Here is a 19,002-nt window from a genome sequence, read left to right as displayed (position 1 = left end):
GGCTTTTTTCATCAGGTAAAAGCGCGTGTCCGTCAGCCCGGCAGCAGAGGATCGGGTTTTAGAGGGTTCTGCTGGTCGCCAGCGCCATTAAACGCGGATAAAAAACAAAAAACAGCGCTTCCAGCTGATCATAATGTTGCGTGAAATCGTGGTAAGAGTCGCACAGTGCCGCCAGTCGTGGACGGCGGCTGGCCATGCCGTGCAGCACCCGCTCCAGCCGCGCAGGCTGGGCATAATGCTCAAACCACCGCTCGCGCCACATCACCGCGTTGAGTGCCTGAAATTCAGAAGGCGTGTCGGCCAGCTGCGGCAGGATTTCGCGCTCGGCGGTGGCAGAAAACTGCACCAGCGTCTGGTCGGGCGTAAATTGCTGCCAGTGGCGTGCCAGAAAATGGTCCCAGATGACGTCCAGCGTAATCGGGGCCACACGATAGGTTTCCGCACGAAACAGCTGACGGGCGCTGCGCACTTCCGGCAGCGCATCGGTCATCACATCCAGGCGACGATGCATCAGAATGCCGTCTGCGACAGGCGCGGACCAGTGCTGGTGCGGGTTGCCACGCACAAAATCGGCCATTAAATTGCCGAGTAAGGAGCTGTCGGCCAGCTTAGCCAGATGGAGATGAGCAAGGAAGTTCATGCCGCATTATAGGCAGAACTGCCTTTGCGCAGCCAGTTGTTCAGAATTGGTCGGTTTTCCGCTAAACTGTGCCGCCTGTTTTTGCCTGAGAAAGAACATTTCAATGCGTGTCGCCGATTTTGCTTTTGAACTGCCCGAATCCCTGATTGCTCACTATCCCCAGGCGCAGCGCAGCGGCTGTCGTCTGCTGTCGCTCGACGGTCCCAGTGGTGCGCTGTCGCACGGTGTTTTCACCGACGTGCTGGATAAGCTGAATCCAGGCGATCTGCTGGTGTTCAACAACACCCGTGTGATTCCGGCGCGCGTCTTTGGCCGTAAAGCCAGCGGCGGCAAAATCGAGATGCTGGTGGAGCGGATGCTCGACGACAAGCGCGTGCTGGCGCATGTGCGCGCTTCAAAAGCGCCGAAGCCGGGTGCAGAACTGCTGCTGGGCGAAGATGAGAGCGTGAAAGCGACCATGGTGGCACGCCACGATGCCCTGTTTGAGATCGCGTTTGATGATGAGCGTGCTGTGCTCGACATCCTCAACAGCGTCGGCCACATGCCTCTGCCGCCTTATATCGACCGTCCGGATGAAGAGGCGGATCGCGAGCTTTACCAGACGGTTTACAGTGCCCGTCCGGGTGCCGTCGCGGCCCCGACCGCCGGTCTGCACTTCGATGAACCGCTGCTGCAGGCGCTGAAAGAGAAGGGCATTGAGATGGCCTTTGTGACGCTGCATGTAGGTGCAGGCACCTTCCAGCCGGTACGTGTCGAAACCATCGAAGAGCATCACATGCACGCGGAGTATGCCGAAGTGCCGCAGGAGGTTGTCGACGCGGTACTGGCCTGTAAAGCGCGTGGCAACAAGGTGGTTGCTGTTGGCACCACTTCCGTTCGTTCACTGGAGAGCGCCGCCAAAGCGAGTCAGGATGCCCTGATTGCGCCGTTCTTCGACGATACCCAGATTTTCATCTATCCGGGCTATGAGTATCAGGTGATCGATGCACTGATTACCAATTTCCATCTGCCTGAATCAACACTGATTATGCTGGTCTCGGCGTTTGCCGGTTATCAGCACACCATGGCCGCGTATCGCGCAGCCGTGGCTGAGCAATATCGTTTCTTCAGTTATGGAGACGCGATGTTTATCAGCAAAAATCCGCAGGCGCCGCTGGAAAAAGTGGGCGACTGATTTATTAACCGATAGCCGGAATCGCCTGTCATGCGACTGAAGGTTATCTGCATCGGACTGTTTCTCCGATGGAGGCTTTGTGAAATTTGAACTTGATACCACAGACGGACGCGCACGCCGTGGCCGTCTGATTTTTGATCGCGGCGTGGTGGAAACCCCGGCGTTTATGCCCGTTGGCACCTACGGCACCGTGAAAGGCATGACGCCGGAAGAAGTGCAGGAAACCGGCGCGCAGATTATTCTGGGCAATACCTTCCACCTCTGGCTGCGTCCCGGCCAGGAGATCATGAAACTGCATGGCGATCTGCATGACTTTATGCAGTGGAAAGGGCCGATTCTGACCGATTCCGGCGGCTTCCAGGTCTTCAGCCTGGGTGACATCCGTAAAATCACCGAAGCGGGCGTCCATTTCCGTAACCCGATCAATGGCGACCCGATCTTCCTCGATCCGGAAAAATCGATGGAGATCCAGTATGACCTGGGTTCCGACATCGTGATGATTTTCGATGAATGCACACCCTATCCGGCGGACTGGGACTACGCTAAACGCTCTATGGAGATGTCGCTGCGCTGGGCGCGACGCAGTCGTGACCGTTTCGACAGCCTGGGTAATAAAAATGCCTTATTTGGCATTATTCAGGGCTCGGTTTACGAAGATTTACGAGATGTCTCGGTGAAAGGTCTGGTAGAGATTGGCTTTGATGGGTACGCTGTGGGCGGCCTGGCGGTGGGTGAGCCTAAGCAGGACATGCACCGTATTCTTGAGCATGTCTGTCCGCAGCTTCCGCAGGATAAACCGCGTTATCTGATGGGTGTCGGCAAGCCAGAAGATCTGGTTGAAGGCGTCCGTCGCGGCGTCGATATGTTTGACTGCGTGATGCCAACCCGTAATGCGCGAAATGGTCATCTGTTTGTAACCGAAGGTGTGGTGAAGATTCGCAACGCCCGCTACAAAGATGACACTGCACCGCTGGATGCGGAGTGTGATTGTTACACCTGTCGCAATTATAGCCGTGCCTACTTGTATCATCTCGACCGTTGTAACGAAATACTGGGCGCGCGTCTGAATACTATCCACAATTTGCGCTACTACCAGCGTCTGATGGCAGGTTTACGCCAGGCCATCGAAGAGGGTAAATTAGAGCGCTTTGTAACTGAGTTTTACCAACGGACGGGCAAAGAAGTTCCGCCATTAACGTCTGATAATTCATCAATGAGGGAAATTTAATGAGCTTATTCATTTCTGACGCCGTGGCCGCAGCAGGCGCTCCGTCTCAGGGAAGTCCGTATTCTCTGGTGATCATGCTGGTGGTGTTTGGTCTGATTTTCTATTTCATGATCCTGCGTCCGCAGCAGAAACGTGCGAAAGAGCACAAGAAGCTGATGGATTCCATCTCAAAGGGCGATGAAGTGTTGACCAGCGGTGGCCTGGTCGGTCGCGTCACAAAAGTCTCTGACACGGGCTACGTCGCTATCGCGCTGAATGACACCAATGAAGTCGTCATTAAACGTGATTTTGTCGCTGCCGTGCTGCCAAAAGGCACTATCAAGGCGCTGTAATTCTTTCTTCCCTAAGGGAACTGCCGTGTTAAACCGTTATCCTTTGTGGAAGTATGTGATGCTGGTCGTCGTGATTCTCGTCGGCCTGCTCTATGCGCTTCCCAACCTCTATGGTGAGGATCCGGCCGTTCAAATCACTGGTGCGCGCGGAAGCGCCGCCAGTGAGCAGACGCTGGATCAGATTCAGTCCGCATTAAAACAGGACAATATCCAGAGCAAATCTGTTGCGCTGGAAAATGGTGCGATTACCGCGCGCTTCGCCAATACGGATGTGCAGTTACGCGCCCGTGAAGCGATCATGAAAGCGCTGGGTGAAGACTACGTCGTGGCGCTCAACCTCGCGCCTGCCACGCCGCGCTGGCTGACCATGCTGTCAGCAGAACCGATGAAACTCGGTCTTGATCTGCGTGGTGGCGTGCACTTCCTGATGGAAGTGGACATGGACACCGCACTCAGCAAACTGCAGGAGCAGAATGCTGATACGCTGCGTAGCGACCTGCGCGCCAAAAATATCCCCTATACCAACGTCAATAAAATCGCGAACTACGGCGTGGAAATTCGTTTCCGTGACGCCGCCAGCCGCGATGCCGCGATCTCCTGGCTGAGTTCCCGTCATCAGGATCTGGTGATCAACAGCAGCGGCAGCGATGCAATGCGTGCCACCATGAGCGATGCCCGTCTCAGCGAAGCGCGTGAATATGCGGTTCAGCAGAACATCACGATTCTGCGTAACCGTGTGAACCAGCTGGGCGTGGCGGAACCGCTGGTTCAGCGTCAGGGGGCCGATCGTATTGTGGTTGAGCTGCCGGGTATTCAGGATACGGCGCGCGCCAAAGAGATTCTGGGTGCCACCGCAACGCTGGAATTCCGTCTGGTAAACACCACCGTGGATCCTACTGCTGCGGCCAGTGGCCGGGTGCCGGGTGACTCCGAAGTCAAAAAGATGCGTGACGGCCAGCCCGTCGTGCTCTACAAGCGGGTGATTCTGACCGGTGACCATATCACTGACTCGACCTCCAGCATGGATGAGTACAACCAGCCCCAGGTGAACATTTCACTGGATGGCGCAGGCGGTAACATCATGTCCAACTTCACCAAGGACAACATCGGCAAGCCGATGGCGACCCTGTTTGTGGAGTACAAGGACAGCGGTAAGAAAGATGCTAATGGCCGTTCCATTCTGGTGAAACAGGAAGAGGTGATTAACGTCGCTAATATCCAGTCTCGCCTGGGGAACAGCTTCCGCATCACCGGTATCAACAACCCGAACGAAGCGCGTCAGCTATCGCTGCTGCTGCGTGCCGGTGCGTTGATTGCGCCCATCCAGATTGTGGAAGAGCGTACTATCGGGCCGACCATGGGTCAGCAGAACATTACTCAGGGTCTGGAAGCCTGCCTGTGGGGTCTGCTCGCGTCGATCCTGTTTATGGTGGTGTTCTATAAGAAGTTTGGTCTGATTGCGACGAGTGCGCTGCTGGTTAACCTGGTGCTCATTGTCGGCATCATGTCCCTGCTGCCTGGCGCGACCCTGACCATGCCGGGTATTGCCGGTATCGTGTTAACCCTGGCGGTGGCAGTTGATGCCAACGTACTGATTAACGAACGTATTAAAGAAGAGCTGCGCAACGGGCGCTCGGTTCAGCAGGCAATACATGAGGGCTACAAAGGCGCCTTCTCCAGTATTGTCGATGCGAACGTGACCACCCTGATCAAAGTTATCATTCTTTACGCGGTCGGCACCGGTTCGATTAAAGGCTTTGCGATTACCACCGCAATTGGTATCGCGACCTCAATGTTCACCGCGATTATCGGTACCCGTGCCATTGTTAACCTGGTTTACGGTGGCAAACGCATCAACAAGCTGTCTATCTGAGGAGTGCGTTGTGGCACAGGAATATAACATTGAGCAGTTAAACCACGGGCGTAAAGTCGTCGACTTTATGCGCTGGGATAAGCTGGCCTTCATCATTTCGGGACTGCTGATTGTGGCCGCGATTGCGATCGTGGGCGTGCGTGGTTTTAACTGGGGCCTTGATTTCACCGGTGGTACGGTGATTGAGATCGCGCTGGAGAAACCGGCCGACCTCGACACGCTGCGCAGCGATCTGGTGAAAGCGGGCTTTGACGAGCCGCTGGTGCAGAACTTTGGCAGCAGCCGCGACGTGATGGTGCGTATGGCACCGGTTACCGGCCCGGCAGGTACCGAGTTAGGCAATAAAGTGGTGTCGGTGATCAACCAGACCACGCAGCAAAACGCGACCGTTAAACGCATTGAGTTCGTTGGCCCGAGTGTGGGTAGCGACCTGGCGCAGGCGGGTGCGATGGCGCTGTTGTCTGCACTGATTGCGATTCTGATCTATATCGGTTTCCGCTTTGAGTGGCGTCTGGCACTGGGTACCGTGCTGGCGCTGGCGCATGACGTGATCATCACCTGCGGCCTGCTGGCGCTGTTCCGCATTGAAATCGACCTGACGATTGTTGCCTCACTGATGTCGGTGATTGGCTACTCGCTTAACGATAAAATCGTGGTCTCTGACCGTATTCGTGAAAACTTCCGCAAGATCCGTCGCGGCAGCGCTTACGATATTACCAACGTATCACTGACCCAGACGTTAAGCCGTACCCTGATTACCTCGCTGACTACACTGGCGATGATCCTTATCCTGTTCATCTTTGGTGGTGCGCTGCTGAAAGGCTTCTCACTGACCATGTTGATTGGTGTGACGATTGGTACGATTTCATCCATTTATGTCTCTTCGGCGCTGGCGCTGAAGCTGGGCATGAAGCGTGAACATATGCTGGTGCAGAAGGTTGAGAAAGAGGGCGCCGATCAGCCTTCTATCCTGCCTTAATCACGCGTCAGAAATAAAAACGGGCAGCCTTTTGGCTGCCCGTTTTTTTTGCACCACGGCTAAGGGTTAGCGGATGCCGCAGGGGAGGTCTGGGACGGGGTGTCAGCGGACACGTTATGCACACGAACATAACCCAGTTGCTCCGGGGTCAGGCCGCTGAGTCGAAGCGGGATACTCGCCGAATGCTGCGGCAGCAGTGAGTCAGGCACCGCAACCGTCTGAGTCAGACTATCACTGCTCAGTGGTTTACCGGTCGCCGGATCGAGTTCACCCCAGATCACCGTCGCGTGCAGGGCGGGCAAAGGCCGATCGTCCATTGAACGCACCGTCAGGGTTGCCCGCGAGCCGCTGGCTTCTGCAGTGACAGGGGACAGCGTCAGTCGCAGCGTGCCGAGCTGAGTCTGCAACGCTACCGGCGTGTTCGCCTGTGGCACCAGCCAGGCACCTTGCTGCAACTGGCTGTTAAGCTGCCCCTGAATTTCCAGCGCGCTGGCCTGCATGGTCAGATGCTGCATCTGCTGATTAAGCTGACTCACTTCCTGATGCAACTCTCTGACCTGCGGATTGCTGGCCGTGCTGCTGCAGCCGCTCAGCGTCACCAAAGAGAGCGCAACCGGAACCCAAACCATCCTGCTCATAAGTTATCCTTGTCCGTTATTTTGGAATACGTAAAACCTGGCCAGGATAGATTTTATCAGGATGGGTGAGCATTGGCTTATTCGCTTCGAAAATCTTGTTATATTCGTTAGCGTTGCCGTAAACCTGTTTAGAAATAGCGCTCAGCGTGTCGCCTTTCTTCACGGTGTAAAGCTCTGACTCGGCCGCGCTGTCTGTCACGGTGACCTTGTCTTCCACTTTCGTGATGCCTGCCACGTTACCTGCCGCGATCAGAATCTTCTCTTTCAGCTCCTGAGAGAGGCCATCGCCGGTCACCGTGACGGTATCACCATTCACTTTGACATCAACTTTGTCGCTGTCGGGTAATCCGAGTTTGTTGATGTGCTCCTGCAGCTTTTTATTCTGGTCATCACCGCCATGCACGGCATCCCACAATTTTTCACCCGCTTCTTTCACAAAGTTAAACAGACCCATACAACCTCCAATGTGTTAGTGGAAAATTTCAATTGCAGCCCTTAAAGCGTAGTCCCTTTTGCTGCAGGCGAAATTTAGCATCGTTTATCCTGAGAGGTGAATCCTCTGAAAGGCACGAAGAGATTTTGTTGATTCGCAGTTCGCGCTACACTGTCTGACCCATCACTCTCGCGTCAGGAAACGTCATGCATTGCCCATTCTGCTCCGCTGTGGACACCAAAGTGATTGATTCTCGTCTGGTTAGTGAAGGCTCTTCGGTGCGCCGCCGCCGCCAGTGTCTGATGTGTCATGAACGCTTCACCACCTTTGAGGTGGCGGAACTGGTGATGCCCCGCGTGGTGAAAAGCAATGATGTGCGCGAGCCTTTCAATGAAGACAAAATGGCCAGCGGGATGATGAAAGCGCTTGAGAAGCGTCCGGTCAGCGCTGACGCGGTGGAAAGCGCCGTAAACCATATTAAAACGCAGCTGCGCGCCACGGGTGAACGTGAGATCCCCAGTAAGCTGATTGGCAATCTGGTGATGGATGAGCTGAAAAAACTCGATAAGGTGGCCTATATCCGCTTCGCCTCGGTTTACCGCAGCTTTGAAGATATCCGGGATTTTGGCGAAGAGATCGCCCGGTTACAGGATTAAAGTATGGATGAACGCTATATGGCGCGCGCGCTGGAGCTGGCGCGACGCGGCCGTTTTACGACCATGCCGAACCCGAATGTCGGCTGCGTGATTGTGCGCGATGGCGAAGTCGTGGGTGAGGGCTGGCACCAGCGCGCCGGTGAACCGCATGCTGAAGTCCACGCGCTGCGCATGGCTGATGAGAAAGCGCGTGGCGCAACTGCCTATGTCACGCTCGAACCGTGCAGTCATCATGGCCGCACACCCCCCTGCTGTGATGCGCTGATCGCCGCCGGTGTGAAGCGGGTCGTGGCCGCCATGCAGGACCCGAATCCGCAGGTCGCGGGTCGCGGGCTGCACCGTCTGCATCAGGCGGGCATTGACGTCAGCCATGGTTTGATGATGCAGGAAACCGAAGCCGTGAATCGCGGCTTCCTCAAGCGGATGCGCACTGGCTTTCCCTGGATTCAGCTCAAACTTGGCGCGTCGCTGGATGGCCGGACCGCCATGGCCAGCGGCGAGAGTCAGTGGATCACCTCTGAGGCTGCCCGCCGTGATGTGCAGCGTCTGCGGGCGCAAAGCGCCGCCATTCTCAGCAGCAGCGCCACGGTACTGGCGGACGATCCCTCGCTGACAGTGCGCTGGTCTGAACTTAATACTGACAGCCAGGCTCTGGTTGATGAGCAGCAACTGCGTCAGCCGGTACGTGTGATTATCGACAGCCAGAATCGCGTGACGCCGCAGCATCGGCTCATCTCACAGCCTGGCGAAACCTGGCTGATGCGCCATCAGCCGGATCAGCAGCCCTGGCCCGCCGACGTCACGCAAATCGCCGTTCCGCTGCGCGAACAGCACCTGGACCTGGTGGCGATGATGATGCTGCTGGGACAGCGACAGATTAACAGCGTCTGGGTTGAAGCCGGTGCCACGCTGGCTGGTGCCCTGTTACAGGCCGGGCTGGTGGATGAACTGATCGTTTATCTGGCACCTAAGCTGTTAGGCCATGAAGGACGCGGCCTGTGTCAGCTGCCGGGGCTCAGCCAGCTGGCTGACGCGCCTGCATTCCGTTTCAGCGATGTCCGGCAGGTCGGTGACGATTTACGTCTGACCCTGACACCGCAATAGCATGCCCGGAAAAGCGAGAGCACGCCGCCTAAGAGTATGATAGAATCCGCCCCCCTGCGCGGGGCCAACCAAACCCCTGAAAGGATAAGTATGAAAGTTATCGAAGCTGCTGTTGCAACGCCTGAGGCCAATGTTGCCATCGTCATCGCGCGTTTTAACAACTTCATTAATGACAGCCTGCTGGATGGCGCAGTTGATGCCCTGAAACGTATCGGCCAGGTCAAAGATGAAAATATCACCGTTGTCTGGGTGCCGGGTGCTTACGAACTGCCGCTGGCAGCACGTGCGCTGGCGAACTCTGGCAAACATGATGCGATTATCGCACTCGGCACCGTTATTCGTGGTGGCACTGCGCACTTCGAATATGTGGCGGGTGAAGCCAGCTCCGGTATCGCCAGCGTTGCCATGAACAGCGACATTCCTGTCGCGTTCGGCGTGCTGACCACTGAAAGCATCGAGCAGGCTATTGAGCGTGCCGGCACCAAAGCGGGTAACAAAGGTGCTGAAGCGGCGCTGACTGCGCTCGAAATGATTAACGTATTGAAAGCCATTAAAGCCTGATTTTTGTAAGGGGAATTTTGTGAAACCTGCTGCTCGTCGTCGCGCCCGTGAGTGCGCTGTTCAGGCGCTTTACTCCTGGCAGTTGTCGAATAATGACATTGCCGATGTGGAATACCAGTTTCTGGCGGAACAGGACGTCAAAGACGTCGACATTACCTATTTCCGCGAACTGCTGTCCGGTGTGGCGACCAACAGTGCGTATCTGGATGGACTGATGAAGCCCTACCTGTCGCGTCAGCTTGAAGAGCTGGGCCAGGTAGAAAAAGCGATCCTGCGCATCTCGCTGTATGAGCTGAGCAAACGTGATGATGTGCCCTATAAAGTGGCCATCAACGAAGGGATTGAGCTGGCGAAAGTCTTCGGTGCCGAAGACAGTCATAAATTTGTTAACGGCGTACTGGATAAAGCCGGGCCACAAATTCGACCCCATCGCAAATAAACAAAAAGGCCGGCTTGCCGGCCTTTTTTCATGAAGAGTCAAGCGGAACGCAATTATGTCTTGTGGTGAATTTGAACTCATCGCACGCTACTTCAACCGCAGAACACGCAGCCGCCGTGATGTCGAACTTGGCATCGGTGACGATTGTGCGTTACTTAGCGTGCCGGAAAAACAGACGCTGGCGATCAGCACCGATACCCTGGTCGCGGGTGTGCACTTCTTACGGGATATCCATCCTGCCGATCTGGGCTACAAAGCTCTGGCTGTGAATCTTAGCGATCTTGCTGCCATGGGTGCCGATCCCGCGTGGCTGACGCTGGCCTTAACGCTACCGCAGGTCGATGAGAGCTGGCTCTCCGCCTTTAGCGAAAGCCTGTTTGAACTGCTGGAATATTACGATATGCAGCTGGTGGGCGGTGACACGACCCGCGGCCCGCTGAGCCTGACGCTGGCGATTCACGGTCTGGTGCCGCAGGGCCGCGCCCTGAAACGCTCCGGTGCGAAGCCGGGCGACTGGATCTACGTGACCGGCACGCTGGGTGACAGCGCGGCGGGTCTGGCGCTGTTGCAGCATCACTGTCGCATCAGCGATCCGGCGGTGCATGAGGCGCTGATTAAACGGCATCTGCGCCCAATGCCGCGCATTCTGCAGGGCCAGGCACTGCGTTCGCTGGCCTCTTCAGCCGTGGACCTTTCCGATGGCTTGATTTCCGATCTCGGCCACGTGCTGAAAGTCAGCGGCTGTGGCGCACGGCTTAACCTGGATGCGTTGCCGCTGTCGGCGGCGCTGCGCGACCATTTCGACCCAGAGCAGGTGTTGCGCTGGGCGCTGAGTGGCGGAGAAGATTACGAACTCTGCTTTACCGTGCCGGAAGTGAATCGCGGCGCGCTGGATGTGGCGCTGGGGCATCTGGGCGTGCCTTATACCTGCATCGGACAGATAGCACCGGAATCAGAAGGCTTAACGCTGCTGGATAATGGCAAACCTGCCACATTCCATCATAAAGGGTTTGATCACTTTGATACTAAATAACGACGTGGCGAAGAGCCGTCTGCGGATGAGCAATCCCTGGCATCTGCTGGCCACCGGTTTCGGCAGCGGATTAAGCCCGGTCGTGCCTGGTACCATGGGATCGCTGGCGGCCATCCCGTTCTGGTGGCTGATGACCTTTCTGCCGCAGGATCTCTATTCGCTGGTTGTGCTGGTTGGTATCTGCGTCGGTGTCTATCTCTGCCATCGCACCGCCAAAGATATGGGGGTACACGATCACGGCAGTATTGTCTGGGATGAATTTATCGGCATGTGGATTACGCTGATGGCGATTCCGGTCAACAGCTGGCAATGGGTGCTGGGCGGCTTTGTGCTGTTTCGTATTCTGGATATGTGGAAACCCTGGCCGATTCGCTGGTTTGACCGCAACGTGCACGGTGGCATGGGTATTATGGTGGATGACATTATTGCTGGCGTGATTTCTGCGGCGATGCTCTATGGCTTTGGGGTCTGGCTGGCGGGTTAACCCTCGATGCTCAACGCATGATAAGAGGTGACGCCCGGCCAGGGCGTCACATTCTGATTTACTCAAATCCCACCGCCTGATGCGGCTGATAGATCTCTTCCAGCAGGGTAATCTCGTCGTCACTCAGCGTGACATCCACTGCCTTCACCAGATCCTCAAACTGCTCAGCGCGCGATGCACCGATGATCGGTGCCGTGACGGCAGGCTTGCTCAGCAACCAGGCCAGCGCCACCTGCGCCCGCGTTACACCTTTACTTTCCGCCACCTGTGCCAGCCGCTCGGCAATCACGGCATCGTTCTCTTCGGTGTTGTCATAGAGCTTCGCCATCACCTGGTCAGAGGCGGAACGCGCGGTGTTTTCCCCCCACGGGCGGGTCAGCTTACCGCGCGCCAGCGGACTCCAGGGCAGCACGGCGATCTGCTCTTTCAGACAGAGCGGATGCATTTCACGCTCCTCTTCACGCTGAATCAGGTTGTACTGATCCTGCATGCTGACAAAGCGGTGCCAGCCCTGTTCCGACTGCATCTGCAACGCCTGAGCAAACTGGCTGGCGTGCATTGACGAGGCACCGATATAGCGGGCTTTGCCAGACTGCACTACGTCATGCAGCGCTTCCAGCGTTTCTTCCAGCGGCGTGTCGTAATCCCAGCGGTGAATCTGCAGCAGGTCGACATACTCCATGCCAAGACGATGCAGGCTGTCATCAATCGATTGCAGGATATTTTTGCGCGACAGTCCCTGTGAGAGATTGGTCAGCGGAAAGTAGACTTTGGTGGCGACCACGATCTCTTCGCGCCGGGCAAACTCTTTCAGGGCCCGGCCCAGGATCTCTTCACTGCTGCCATCGGAGTAGCTGTTGGCGGTATCAAAGAAGTTGATGCCCGCGTTCAGTGCCTGCTGGATCAGCGGACGGCTGCTGGCTTCCGGCAGCGTCCAGGCGTGATTGCCGCGCGTTGGCTCGCCATAGGTCATACAGCCAAGACAGAGACGCGACACCTGCAGATCGGTAGTACCCAGTTGAATCATTTTCATGATGGAGGTTCCTGCGAAAGTGCAAAGGTTACAGCATAGCAGGATGTTGCGCTCCCCAGGGGGGAGCGCAAAGAGGAGAGGTTACTGCGCCAGCCAGCGGGCGATCTGTTGCTGAATGCCTTCGGCGTCCAGCAGATAGTCATGACGCACTTCATCCTGCGTGCCCTGCGGGATGAACTCATCGGGCAGGCCGATGTTCAGTACCGGAACGCCCAGGCGTTTCGCCATCACAAACTCATTGACGCCGCTGCCCGCACCGCCTTTGATTGCGCCTTCTTCCAGCGTAATCAATGAGTCGTGGGTGTTAGCGAGCCCGGCGATCAGCGCTTCATCCAGCGGCTTCACAAAGCGCATATCGACCAGTGTCGCGTTCAGCGCTTCTGCCGTGGCGGCGGCTTCTGGCAGCAGGGTACCGAAGTTCAGAATCGCCAGCTTTTCACCCTGACGTTTCACGACTGCTTTACCCAGCGGCAGACTCTGTAGTGGGGCCAGAGGGGTACCGACACCGGTGCCGCGTGGATAGCGCACCGCACTTGGGCCAGCCTGATGGTGGTAGCCGGTGTAAAGCATCTGCCGACACTCATTCTCATCGCTCGGCGTCATGATCACCATATCCGGCACGCAGCGCAGGTAGGCGAGATCAAACGCGCCCTGGTGAGTCTGACCATCCGCGCCAACAATACCACCGCGATCGATAGCAAACAGGACCGGCAATTTCTGGATAGCGACGTCGTGGATCAGCTGATCGTAGGCGCGTTGCAGGAAGGTAGAATAGATGGCCACAATGGGTTTATAGCCGCCAATCGCCATACCCGCCGCGAAGGTTACCGCATGCTGCTCGGCGATCGCCACGTCAAAATATTGCTTCGGGAATTCACGAGAGAAAGCCACCATGCCGGAGCCTTCACGCATCGCCGGCGTAATCGCCATCAGCTTCGGATCGTCGGCAGCCATTTCGCACAGCCAGTTGCCGAAGATTTTAGAGTAGCTCGGCAGACCTTCTGCGCTTTTCGGCAGTTCGCCAATCGCCGGGTCAAATTTAGGAACAGCGTGCCAGGCAATCGGATCTTCCTCTGCCGGAGCGTAGCCTTTACCTTTCTTCGTCATGATATGCAGGAACTGCGGCCCTTTCAGGCTGCGCATATTACTCAGCGTATTGACCAGCGTCAGCACATCGTGACCATCAACCGGGCCAATGTAGTTAAAGCCCAGCTCTTCAAACAGCGTGCCCGGCACGACCATGCCTTTGAGATGCTCTTCGGTGCGTTTGACCAGCTCTTTAATTGGCGGCAGATTTGTCAGCACGCGCTTACTGCCTTCGCGCAGTCGTGCGTAGGTTTTACCCGACAGGATCTGCGCCAGGCGATTATTCAGCGCGCCGACGTTTTCGGAAATCGACATCTCATTGTCATTGAGGATGACCAGCATGTCCGGCTTGATATCACCGGCATGGTTCATCGCTTCAAACGCCATACCAGCGGTAATCGCACCATCGCCAATAATACAGGCGGTGCGACGGCCCTGACCTTCACGTTCTGCCGCAGCGGCCATGCCCAGACCGGCACTGATAGAGGTTGATGAGTGACCGACGCTCAGGACGTCATATTCACTTTCACCGCGCCACGGAAACGGATGTACGCCGTTTTTCTGACGGATAGTGCCGATGCGATCGCGGCGACCCGTCAGAATTTTATGCGGATAAGCCTGATGACCTACATCCCAGACCAGATGGTCAAACGGGGTGTTATAGACATAATGCAGCGCGACCGTCAGTTCAACCACGCCCAGACCCGATGCAAAATGGCCGCTGGAGCGGCTTACACTGTCTAACAGATACTGACGCAGTTCATCACACAGCGCAGGCAGCTTCTCTTTCGGCAGGGCGCGCAGCGCCTGAACGGTGTCTGCCAGCGCCAGTGTCGGGTATTTAGCAATATCAAAACTCATCAGAGACTCATTATGGAAGTTATTTGTCGCGTTCAATTATGAAGCTCGCCAGCGCCTGCAGTGCTGTAGTGTTATAGGAGTGCGCAGCGAGCAATTCTAAAGCATCAAGAGCTTCCTGATACAAATCCCGCGCCTTGGCGCGGGCATTTTCAAGGCCTAACAGTGAAGGATAGGTGCTTTTCCCCAGATCCTGATCGGCACCCTGACGTTTTCCGATCACTGCTGTGTCACCGATCACATCCAGAATGTCGTCCTGCACCTGAAATGCGAGACCAATCGCCTCTGCATAGCGGTCGAGCAGCGGCAGCGCTTCGCGGCCCGCATCGCCTGCCGTTAATGCGCCTAAGCGTACCGCTGAGCGGATCAGCGCGCCGGTTTTATGGCGATGGATCTGCTCCAGCTTGTCGAGATCCACCGATTTACCCTCTGCCGCCAGATCAAGAGCCTGACCGCCGCACATGCCGGCCACGCCGCTGGCGTTTGCCAGTTCAGAGATCATCCGCAGCCGGTACTCCGCGCTGACACCCGGCATTGCTGCGTCAGTCAGAATGGAAAAGGCCAGCGTCTGCAGGGCGTCGCCCGCCAGAATCGCCGTATCTTCGCCATATTTAATGTGACAGGTTGGCTGCCCGCGACGCAGTGCATCGTCATCCATCGCAGGGAGATCGTCATGAATCAGAGAGTACGCATGAATGCATTCAACTGCGGCGGCAGGGGCATCCAGACTCGCCGGATTGGCGTGGAGCATTTCGCCGGTCGCGTAGACCAGAAAAGGACGCAGACGTTTACCGCCTAATAATGCCCCATAATGCATGGCATTCACCAGAGGAGAACTCTGAAAAGGAAGTGGCTCTATAAAACGCGTCAGCGCGGCGTTGACCTGCTGCTGACAGGCGTCGAGTAAGCGGGCAAAATCCATTAGTCGTTTTCCGGCGTGAAAGCAGTGAGGTCGGCATCTTTATCATCGTTCAGCAGAATGCGGACCCGCTGTTCAGCCTGCTGCAGCGTCTGCTGACCATTCCGCGCCAGCTGCACGCCACGTTCAAATTCGTTCAGGGCTTCTTCCAGCGGCAGTTCACCACTTTCAAGACGGCTGACAATCTGCTCCAGCTGCTGCAATGACGTTTCAAAGCTGGCTGGCTGTTCGGCTTTTTTCGGCATATTTCGTGTCGACTCACGGTTGGGACATTATCTCGCAATCGGTCATGGTAGCTGAGACCCTATGATTAGCAAAATAATCAATGCGGCGGCTGATGAAGAAGCAGTCACCTGACAATGGTGATATACTCCCGCGCCTCGGATGCGGTTGCGCCTTGCAGCCCGCAATTTTGTGATTTTACCAGCTAAGTGCCGCCTGTTTTAGCACTTATTTGCCCAACGAAGCTGTGTCGCCATGAAGTTTATCATCAAGTTATTTCCTGAAATCACCATCAAGAGTCCGTCGGTGCGTTTGCGCTTTATCAAGATTCTTGCCAGCAATATCCGCAACGTCCTGAAAACCGTCAGCGACGACATCGCCGTTGTGCGCTACTGGGATCACATTGAAGTGCGGTCAAAAAATGCGGCGCTGGCTGGCATTATTCCCGATGAGCTTTCCCGCATTCCCGGTATCCATCACGTTTTAGCGGTTGAAGATCGTGAGTACACCGATATTCATCACATCTTTGAACAGACGTTAGCGCAGTATCGTGACAGTCTTGAAGGCAAGAGCTTCTGCGTACGTGTTAAACGTCGCGGTAAGCATAGCTTCAGTTCGCAGGATGTAGAGCGCTATGTGGGCGGCGGCCTGAATCAGCATATTGAAAGCGCCCGCGTGCAGCTTAAAAACCCTGACGTGACGGTGAACCTTGAAGTTGAAGAGAACCGCCTGACACTGGTGACTGCACGTTACGAAGGTCTGGGGGGCTTCCCGATCGGCACGCAGGAAGATGTGCTGTCACTGATTTCCGGTGGTTTCGACTCCGGCGTCTCCAGCTATATGCTGCTGCGTCGCGGCAGTCGCGTACATTACTGCTTCTTTAACCTTGGCGGTGCCGCCCATGAGATTGGCGTTCGTCAGGTTGCGCACTATTTGTGGAATCGTTTTGGTCGTTCACACCGCGTGCGCTTCGTGGCGATCAATTTTGAGCCGGTTGTCGGCGAGATCCTGGAAAAAGTGGATGACGGTCAGATGGGCGTGGTGCTGAAGCGCATGATGGTGCGTGCCGCTTCCCGCGTGGCTGAGCGTTACGGCGTACAGGCGCTGGTCACGGGTGAAGCGGTCGGGCAGGTATCGAGCCAGACGCTGACCAACCTGCGTCTGATTGATAACGCTTCCGATACGCTGATACTGCGTCCGCTGATCTCTCACGACAAAGAGCACATCATCAAAGTCGCCCGGGAGATCGGCACCGAAGATTTCGCCAGCACCATGCCGGAATATTGTGGTGTGATCTCAAAAAGCCCAACGGTGAAGGCGGTGAAGGCGAAGATCGAGGCAGAAGAGCAGAATTTCGACTTCACGATCCTGGATCGCGTGGTGGAAGAGGCGACCAACGTCGATATCCGCACTATCGCTGAACAGACAGAAGAGGAGGTGGTGGAAGTTGAGACCGTCGCGCTGCTGAGTGAAAACGACGTGGTGCTGGATATCCGCGCCATCGACGAGCAGGAAGAGAATCCGCTTGAGCTGAAGGCCACGGAGGTGAAATCACTGCCGTTTTACAAACTCAGCACGCAGTTTGGCGATCTCGATCAGAACCGCACCTGGCTGCTTTACTGCGATCGCGGCGTGATGAGCCGTCTGCAGGCGCTCTATCTGCATGAGCAGGGCTTTAAGAACGTGAAGGTTTACCGCCCGTAGTCCTGGCTGACTGTCAGTCAGACCCTGTCGGGGTCTGGCTGATGAGCCTGTTCAGGCCTGATAGTCATAAATGCCGGGAGCCAGCACCAGCTGTGCAGCGACCTCACGCGCCATCTCTTTTCCCACCAGCAGATCGATTAACTTCAGCGCAAAATCCATTGCCGTACCAGGCCCCTGGCTGGTCAGCAGATTGACGCGCGGATCCCAGACGACACGCCGCTCCATCCATTTGTCCTCCGGAATCGTCTCTTTCAGGCCAGGAAAGCCGGTCATATTGCCGACCGGAAAGAGATCGTGAGGGATCAGTACCGTGCCTGCGGCTGCGCATATTGCCGCGACAATCTTCTCATTGAGGTGAAACTGACGCACCGTTTCGACCAGTAGCGGGCTGTCACGGAAGGTCTCCGCGCCTTTCAGGCCACCGGGCAGGACAATGGCGGCGAAATCGTTGTCGGCGACTTCAACCAGCGTGACGTCAGCCAGCAGGCGGACACCACGCGAGCAGACAATCTCACGGCTGCCATCGCTTTCGACGCTGGCGGTGACAACCTTCAGGCCGGCCCGAACCAGCAGATCGATAGAGGTGACGGCTTCGGTTTCTTCACTGCCATGTGCCAGGCAAACCAGCACCGATGCGTTCGCGGTCATAATGGGACTCCTTGCGTTTTACAATGTCATACAGACGAGTGTTCTCCGTGAGCACCAGGCCGTGCGTCCGGGCGCGGCGTAGCAGAAAGCCGCTGATATAGTCGATTTCGGTGAGCCGCTGGGCGCGAACGTCCTGCAGCATTGAGGAGGTGTTGGCCGCGGTGCTTTCGATCACGTCAAAGATGATGTCCTGTAAACTGTCACTGGCGACGTTCTGGCCTTCACGCTCCATGACCCAGCTGATCTCTTCGCACAGTTGCGCAATCTGCTCCGGATACGCGCGCAGTGCGCCGTTCTGGCACTCATACTCCACGCTGAGCGGGTTGATGACGCAGTTGACAGCCAGTTTGCGCCAGCAGGCCGCCCGTATATTGTCATGCCAGGCAACATCGGGCAGGGCAGGGTGCAGGATGTCGGCGAGGTCGCTGTAAGCGGCGCTTTTGCGGTTACCTGGACCAATGTGAGTGATGCCACTGGCGATGTGCTTGATGACGGTGCCATCACGCATCGCCGCATGCGTGGTGACGCCACGCAGGAGTGGCTGAGTCATCCCTTTGAGTTCTTCCAGCGTGCCCATACCGTTATGCAGTAGCAGCACCGGGCAGTTTTCTGGCAGCACACTTTCCAGATTCTTCACGGCGGGTGAGACCTGCGGCGCTTTAAGCGTGACCAGTAGCAGCTGGCTTTCCGCCAGAAACAGCGGATCGTTAGCGATGAAGGTGCGGTTGGCTATGTTGCCTTCCGGGTCGACGACATTGGCCGAGCAATAGGGCTGCGGCACCCGCAACCATCCCTGCACCTCGTGTCCCTGACGGGCGAGCGCTGTCAGCCAGACCTGACCCAGAGCACCGCACCCTAACACGGTAATTTTCATACTGCCTCCCGCTGGCGGGCTATCCATTTATTATTTACTGTCACACCATGAGTATAGCGTCGTGCACAGCCTGATTTTATTTAG

21 protein-coding genes are annotated in these 19,002 nt (G+C 56.3%); 12 read left to right on the top strand and 9 right to left on the bottom strand.

Annotated elements, in window-relative coordinates:
• Positions 1–58 precede the first annotated feature (58 nt).
• On the bottom strand, positions 59–640 hold the full coding sequence (locus F3I20_RS14090) for an ACP phosphodiesterase (protein WP_150037826.1): 582 nt from the start codon (positions 638–640) through the stop codon (positions 59–61).
• 103 nt (positions 641–743) lie between these two features.
• Between F3I20_RS14090 and queA the strand changes: the two genes are divergently transcribed.
• The 5 genes from queA to secF all read left to right on the top strand — a co-directional run bounded on the left by queA (position 744) and on the right by secF (position 6,226).
• Positions 744–1,814, top strand: a complete 1,071-nt coding sequence (gene queA / locus F3I20_RS14085) for a tRNA preQ1(34) S-adenosylmethionine ribosyltransferase-isomerase QueA (protein WP_033731738.1) — start codon at positions 744–746, stop codon at positions 1,812–1,814.
• 79 nt (positions 1,815–1,893) lie between these two features.
• Positions 1,894–3,042, top strand: a complete 1,149-nt coding sequence (gene tgt / locus F3I20_RS14080) for a tRNA guanosine(34) transglycosylase Tgt (RefSeq protein WP_033731739.1) — start codon at positions 1,894–1,896, stop codon at positions 3,040–3,042.
• A complete protein-coding gene (gene yajC / locus F3I20_RS14075) occupies positions 3,042–3,374 on the top strand; it encodes a preprotein translocase subunit YajC (RefSeq protein WP_009091760.1) in 333 nt (110 codons plus the stop codon). Before tgt ends, yajC begins: the two co-directional genes overlap by 1 nt.
• Positions 3,375–3,399: 25 nt before the next feature.
• Positions 3,400–5,247, top strand: a complete 1,848-nt coding sequence (gene secD / locus F3I20_RS14070) for a protein translocase subunit SecD (RefSeq protein WP_150053203.1) — start codon at positions 3,400–3,402, stop codon at positions 5,245–5,247.
• Positions 5,248–5,257: 10 nt separating this feature from the next.
• On the top strand, positions 5,258–6,226 hold the full coding sequence (secF, locus tag F3I20_RS14065; RefSeq protein ID WP_150037825.1) for a protein translocase subunit SecF: 969 nt from the start codon (positions 5,258–5,260) through the stop codon (positions 6,224–6,226).
• A gap of 59 nt (positions 6,227–6,285) precedes the next feature.
• On the opposite strand, the gene F3I20_RS14060 is transcribed toward secF, so the two are convergent.
• Together F3I20_RS14060 and lysM are read right to left on the bottom strand one after the other, a co-directional pair.
• Positions 6,286–6,864: a SadB/YajI family lipoprotein gene (locus F3I20_RS14060; protein ID WP_150037824.1), complete on the bottom strand. Its 579-nt coding sequence runs from the start codon at positions 6,862–6,864 to the stop codon at positions 6,286–6,288.
• A gap of 16 nt (positions 6,865–6,880) precedes the next feature.
• A complete protein-coding gene (gene lysM / locus F3I20_RS14055) occupies positions 6,881–7,318 on the bottom strand; it encodes a peptidoglycan-binding protein LysM (protein WP_150013125.1) in 438 nt (145 codons plus the stop codon).
• A 185-nt stretch (positions 7,319–7,503) separates the two neighbouring features.
• On the opposite strand from lysM, the gene nrdR reads away from it, so the two are divergent.
• The 6 genes from nrdR (at position 7,504) to pgpA (ending at position 11,574) form a co-directional block, all read left to right on the top strand.
• Positions 7,504–7,953: a transcriptional regulator NrdR gene (gene nrdR / locus F3I20_RS14050; protein ID WP_009091750.1), complete on the top strand. Its 450-nt coding sequence runs from the start codon at positions 7,504–7,506 to the stop codon at positions 7,951–7,953.
• Between the two features lie 3 nt (positions 7,954–7,956).
• A complete protein-coding gene (gene ribD, locus F3I20_RS14045) occupies positions 7,957–9,057 on the top strand; it encodes a bifunctional diaminohydroxyphosphoribosylaminopyrimidine deaminase/5-amino-6-(5-phosphoribosylamino)uracil reductase RibD (RefSeq protein WP_150037823.1) in 1,101 nt (366 codons plus the stop codon).
• A 90-nt stretch (positions 9,058–9,147) separates the two neighbouring features.
• On the top strand, positions 9,148–9,618 hold the full coding sequence (ribH, locus tag F3I20_RS14040) for a 6,7-dimethyl-8-ribityllumazine synthase (protein WP_013356975.1): 471 nt from the start codon (positions 9,148–9,150) through the stop codon (positions 9,616–9,618).
• Positions 9,619–9,637: 19 nt separating this feature from the next.
• Positions 9,638–10,057: a transcription antitermination factor NusB gene (gene nusB, locus F3I20_RS14035; RefSeq protein ID WP_009091744.1), complete on the top strand. Its 420-nt coding sequence runs from the start codon at positions 9,638–9,640 to the stop codon at positions 10,055–10,057.
• Positions 10,058–10,112: 55 nt separating this feature from the next.
• A complete protein-coding gene (gene thiL, locus F3I20_RS14030) occupies positions 10,113–11,090 on the top strand; it encodes a thiamine-phosphate kinase (RefSeq protein WP_150019476.1) in 978 nt (325 codons plus the stop codon).
• Positions 11,035–11,574, top strand: coding sequence for a phosphatidylglycerophosphatase A (pgpA, locus tag F3I20_RS14025; RefSeq protein WP_013356978.1), 540 nt, complete (start codon positions 11,035–11,037; stop codon positions 11,572–11,574). The genes thiL and pgpA overlap by 56 nt, the downstream gene beginning before the upstream one ends.
• A 58-nt stretch (positions 11,575–11,632) precedes the next feature.
• Here pgpA and F3I20_RS14020 read toward each other — a convergent pair whose 3' ends face one another.
• The 4 genes from F3I20_RS14020 to xseB form a co-directional block, all read right to left on the bottom strand.
• Positions 11,633–12,607 (bottom strand): aldo/keto reductase, encoded by a 975-nt coding sequence (locus F3I20_RS14020; protein WP_150037822.1) that lies wholly within the window; start codon positions 12,605–12,607, stop codon positions 11,633–11,635.
• Between the two features lie 81 nt (positions 12,608–12,688).
• Positions 12,689–14,554, bottom strand: a complete 1,866-nt coding sequence (gene dxs, locus F3I20_RS14015; RefSeq protein ID WP_150013133.1) for a 1-deoxy-D-xylulose-5-phosphate synthase — start codon at positions 14,552–14,554, stop codon at positions 12,689–12,691.
• Positions 14,555–14,573: 19 nt separating this feature from the next.
• A complete protein-coding gene (ispA, locus tag F3I20_RS14010) occupies positions 14,574–15,473 on the bottom strand; it encodes a (2E,6E)-farnesyl diphosphate synthase (protein ID WP_150037821.1) in 900 nt (299 codons plus the stop codon).
• A complete protein-coding gene (gene xseB, locus F3I20_RS14005) occupies positions 15,473–15,715 on the bottom strand; it encodes an exodeoxyribonuclease VII small subunit (protein ID WP_013356982.1) in 243 nt (80 codons plus the stop codon). The genes ispA and xseB overlap by 1 nt, the downstream gene beginning before the upstream one ends.
• A 232-nt stretch (positions 15,716–15,947) precedes the next feature.
• On the opposite strand from xseB, the gene thiI reads away from it, so the two are divergent.
• Positions 15,948–17,396: a tRNA uracil 4-sulfurtransferase ThiI gene (gene thiI, locus F3I20_RS14000; protein ID WP_150013137.1), complete on the top strand. Its 1,449-nt coding sequence runs from the start codon at positions 15,948–15,950 to the stop codon at positions 17,394–17,396.
• A 51-nt stretch (positions 17,397–17,447) separates the two neighbouring features.
• Here the strand turns inward: thiI and yajL are convergent, their stop codons facing one another.
• Positions 17,448–18,044, bottom strand: coding sequence for a protein deglycase YajL (yajL, locus tag F3I20_RS13995; RefSeq protein WP_150013139.1), 597 nt, complete (start codon positions 18,042–18,044; stop codon positions 17,448–17,450).
• A complete protein-coding gene (panE, locus tag F3I20_RS13990) occupies positions 17,998–18,918 on the bottom strand; it encodes a 2-dehydropantoate 2-reductase (protein ID WP_150013141.1) in 921 nt (306 codons plus the stop codon). Before panE ends, yajL begins: the two co-directional genes overlap by 47 nt.
• Between the last annotated feature and the right edge of the window lie 84 nt (positions 18,919–19,002).

Origin of the sequence: Candidatus Pantoea gossypiicola, from assembly GCF_008632075.1 — a bacterium.
In the GTDB taxonomy this organism is placed as follows: Bacteria; Pseudomonadota; Gammaproteobacteria; order Enterobacterales; family Enterobacteriaceae; genus Pantoea; species Pantoea gossypiicola.
Note: the sequence above shows the minus strand (reverse complement) of the source record. Positions and strands in the feature narration are given on the sequence as shown.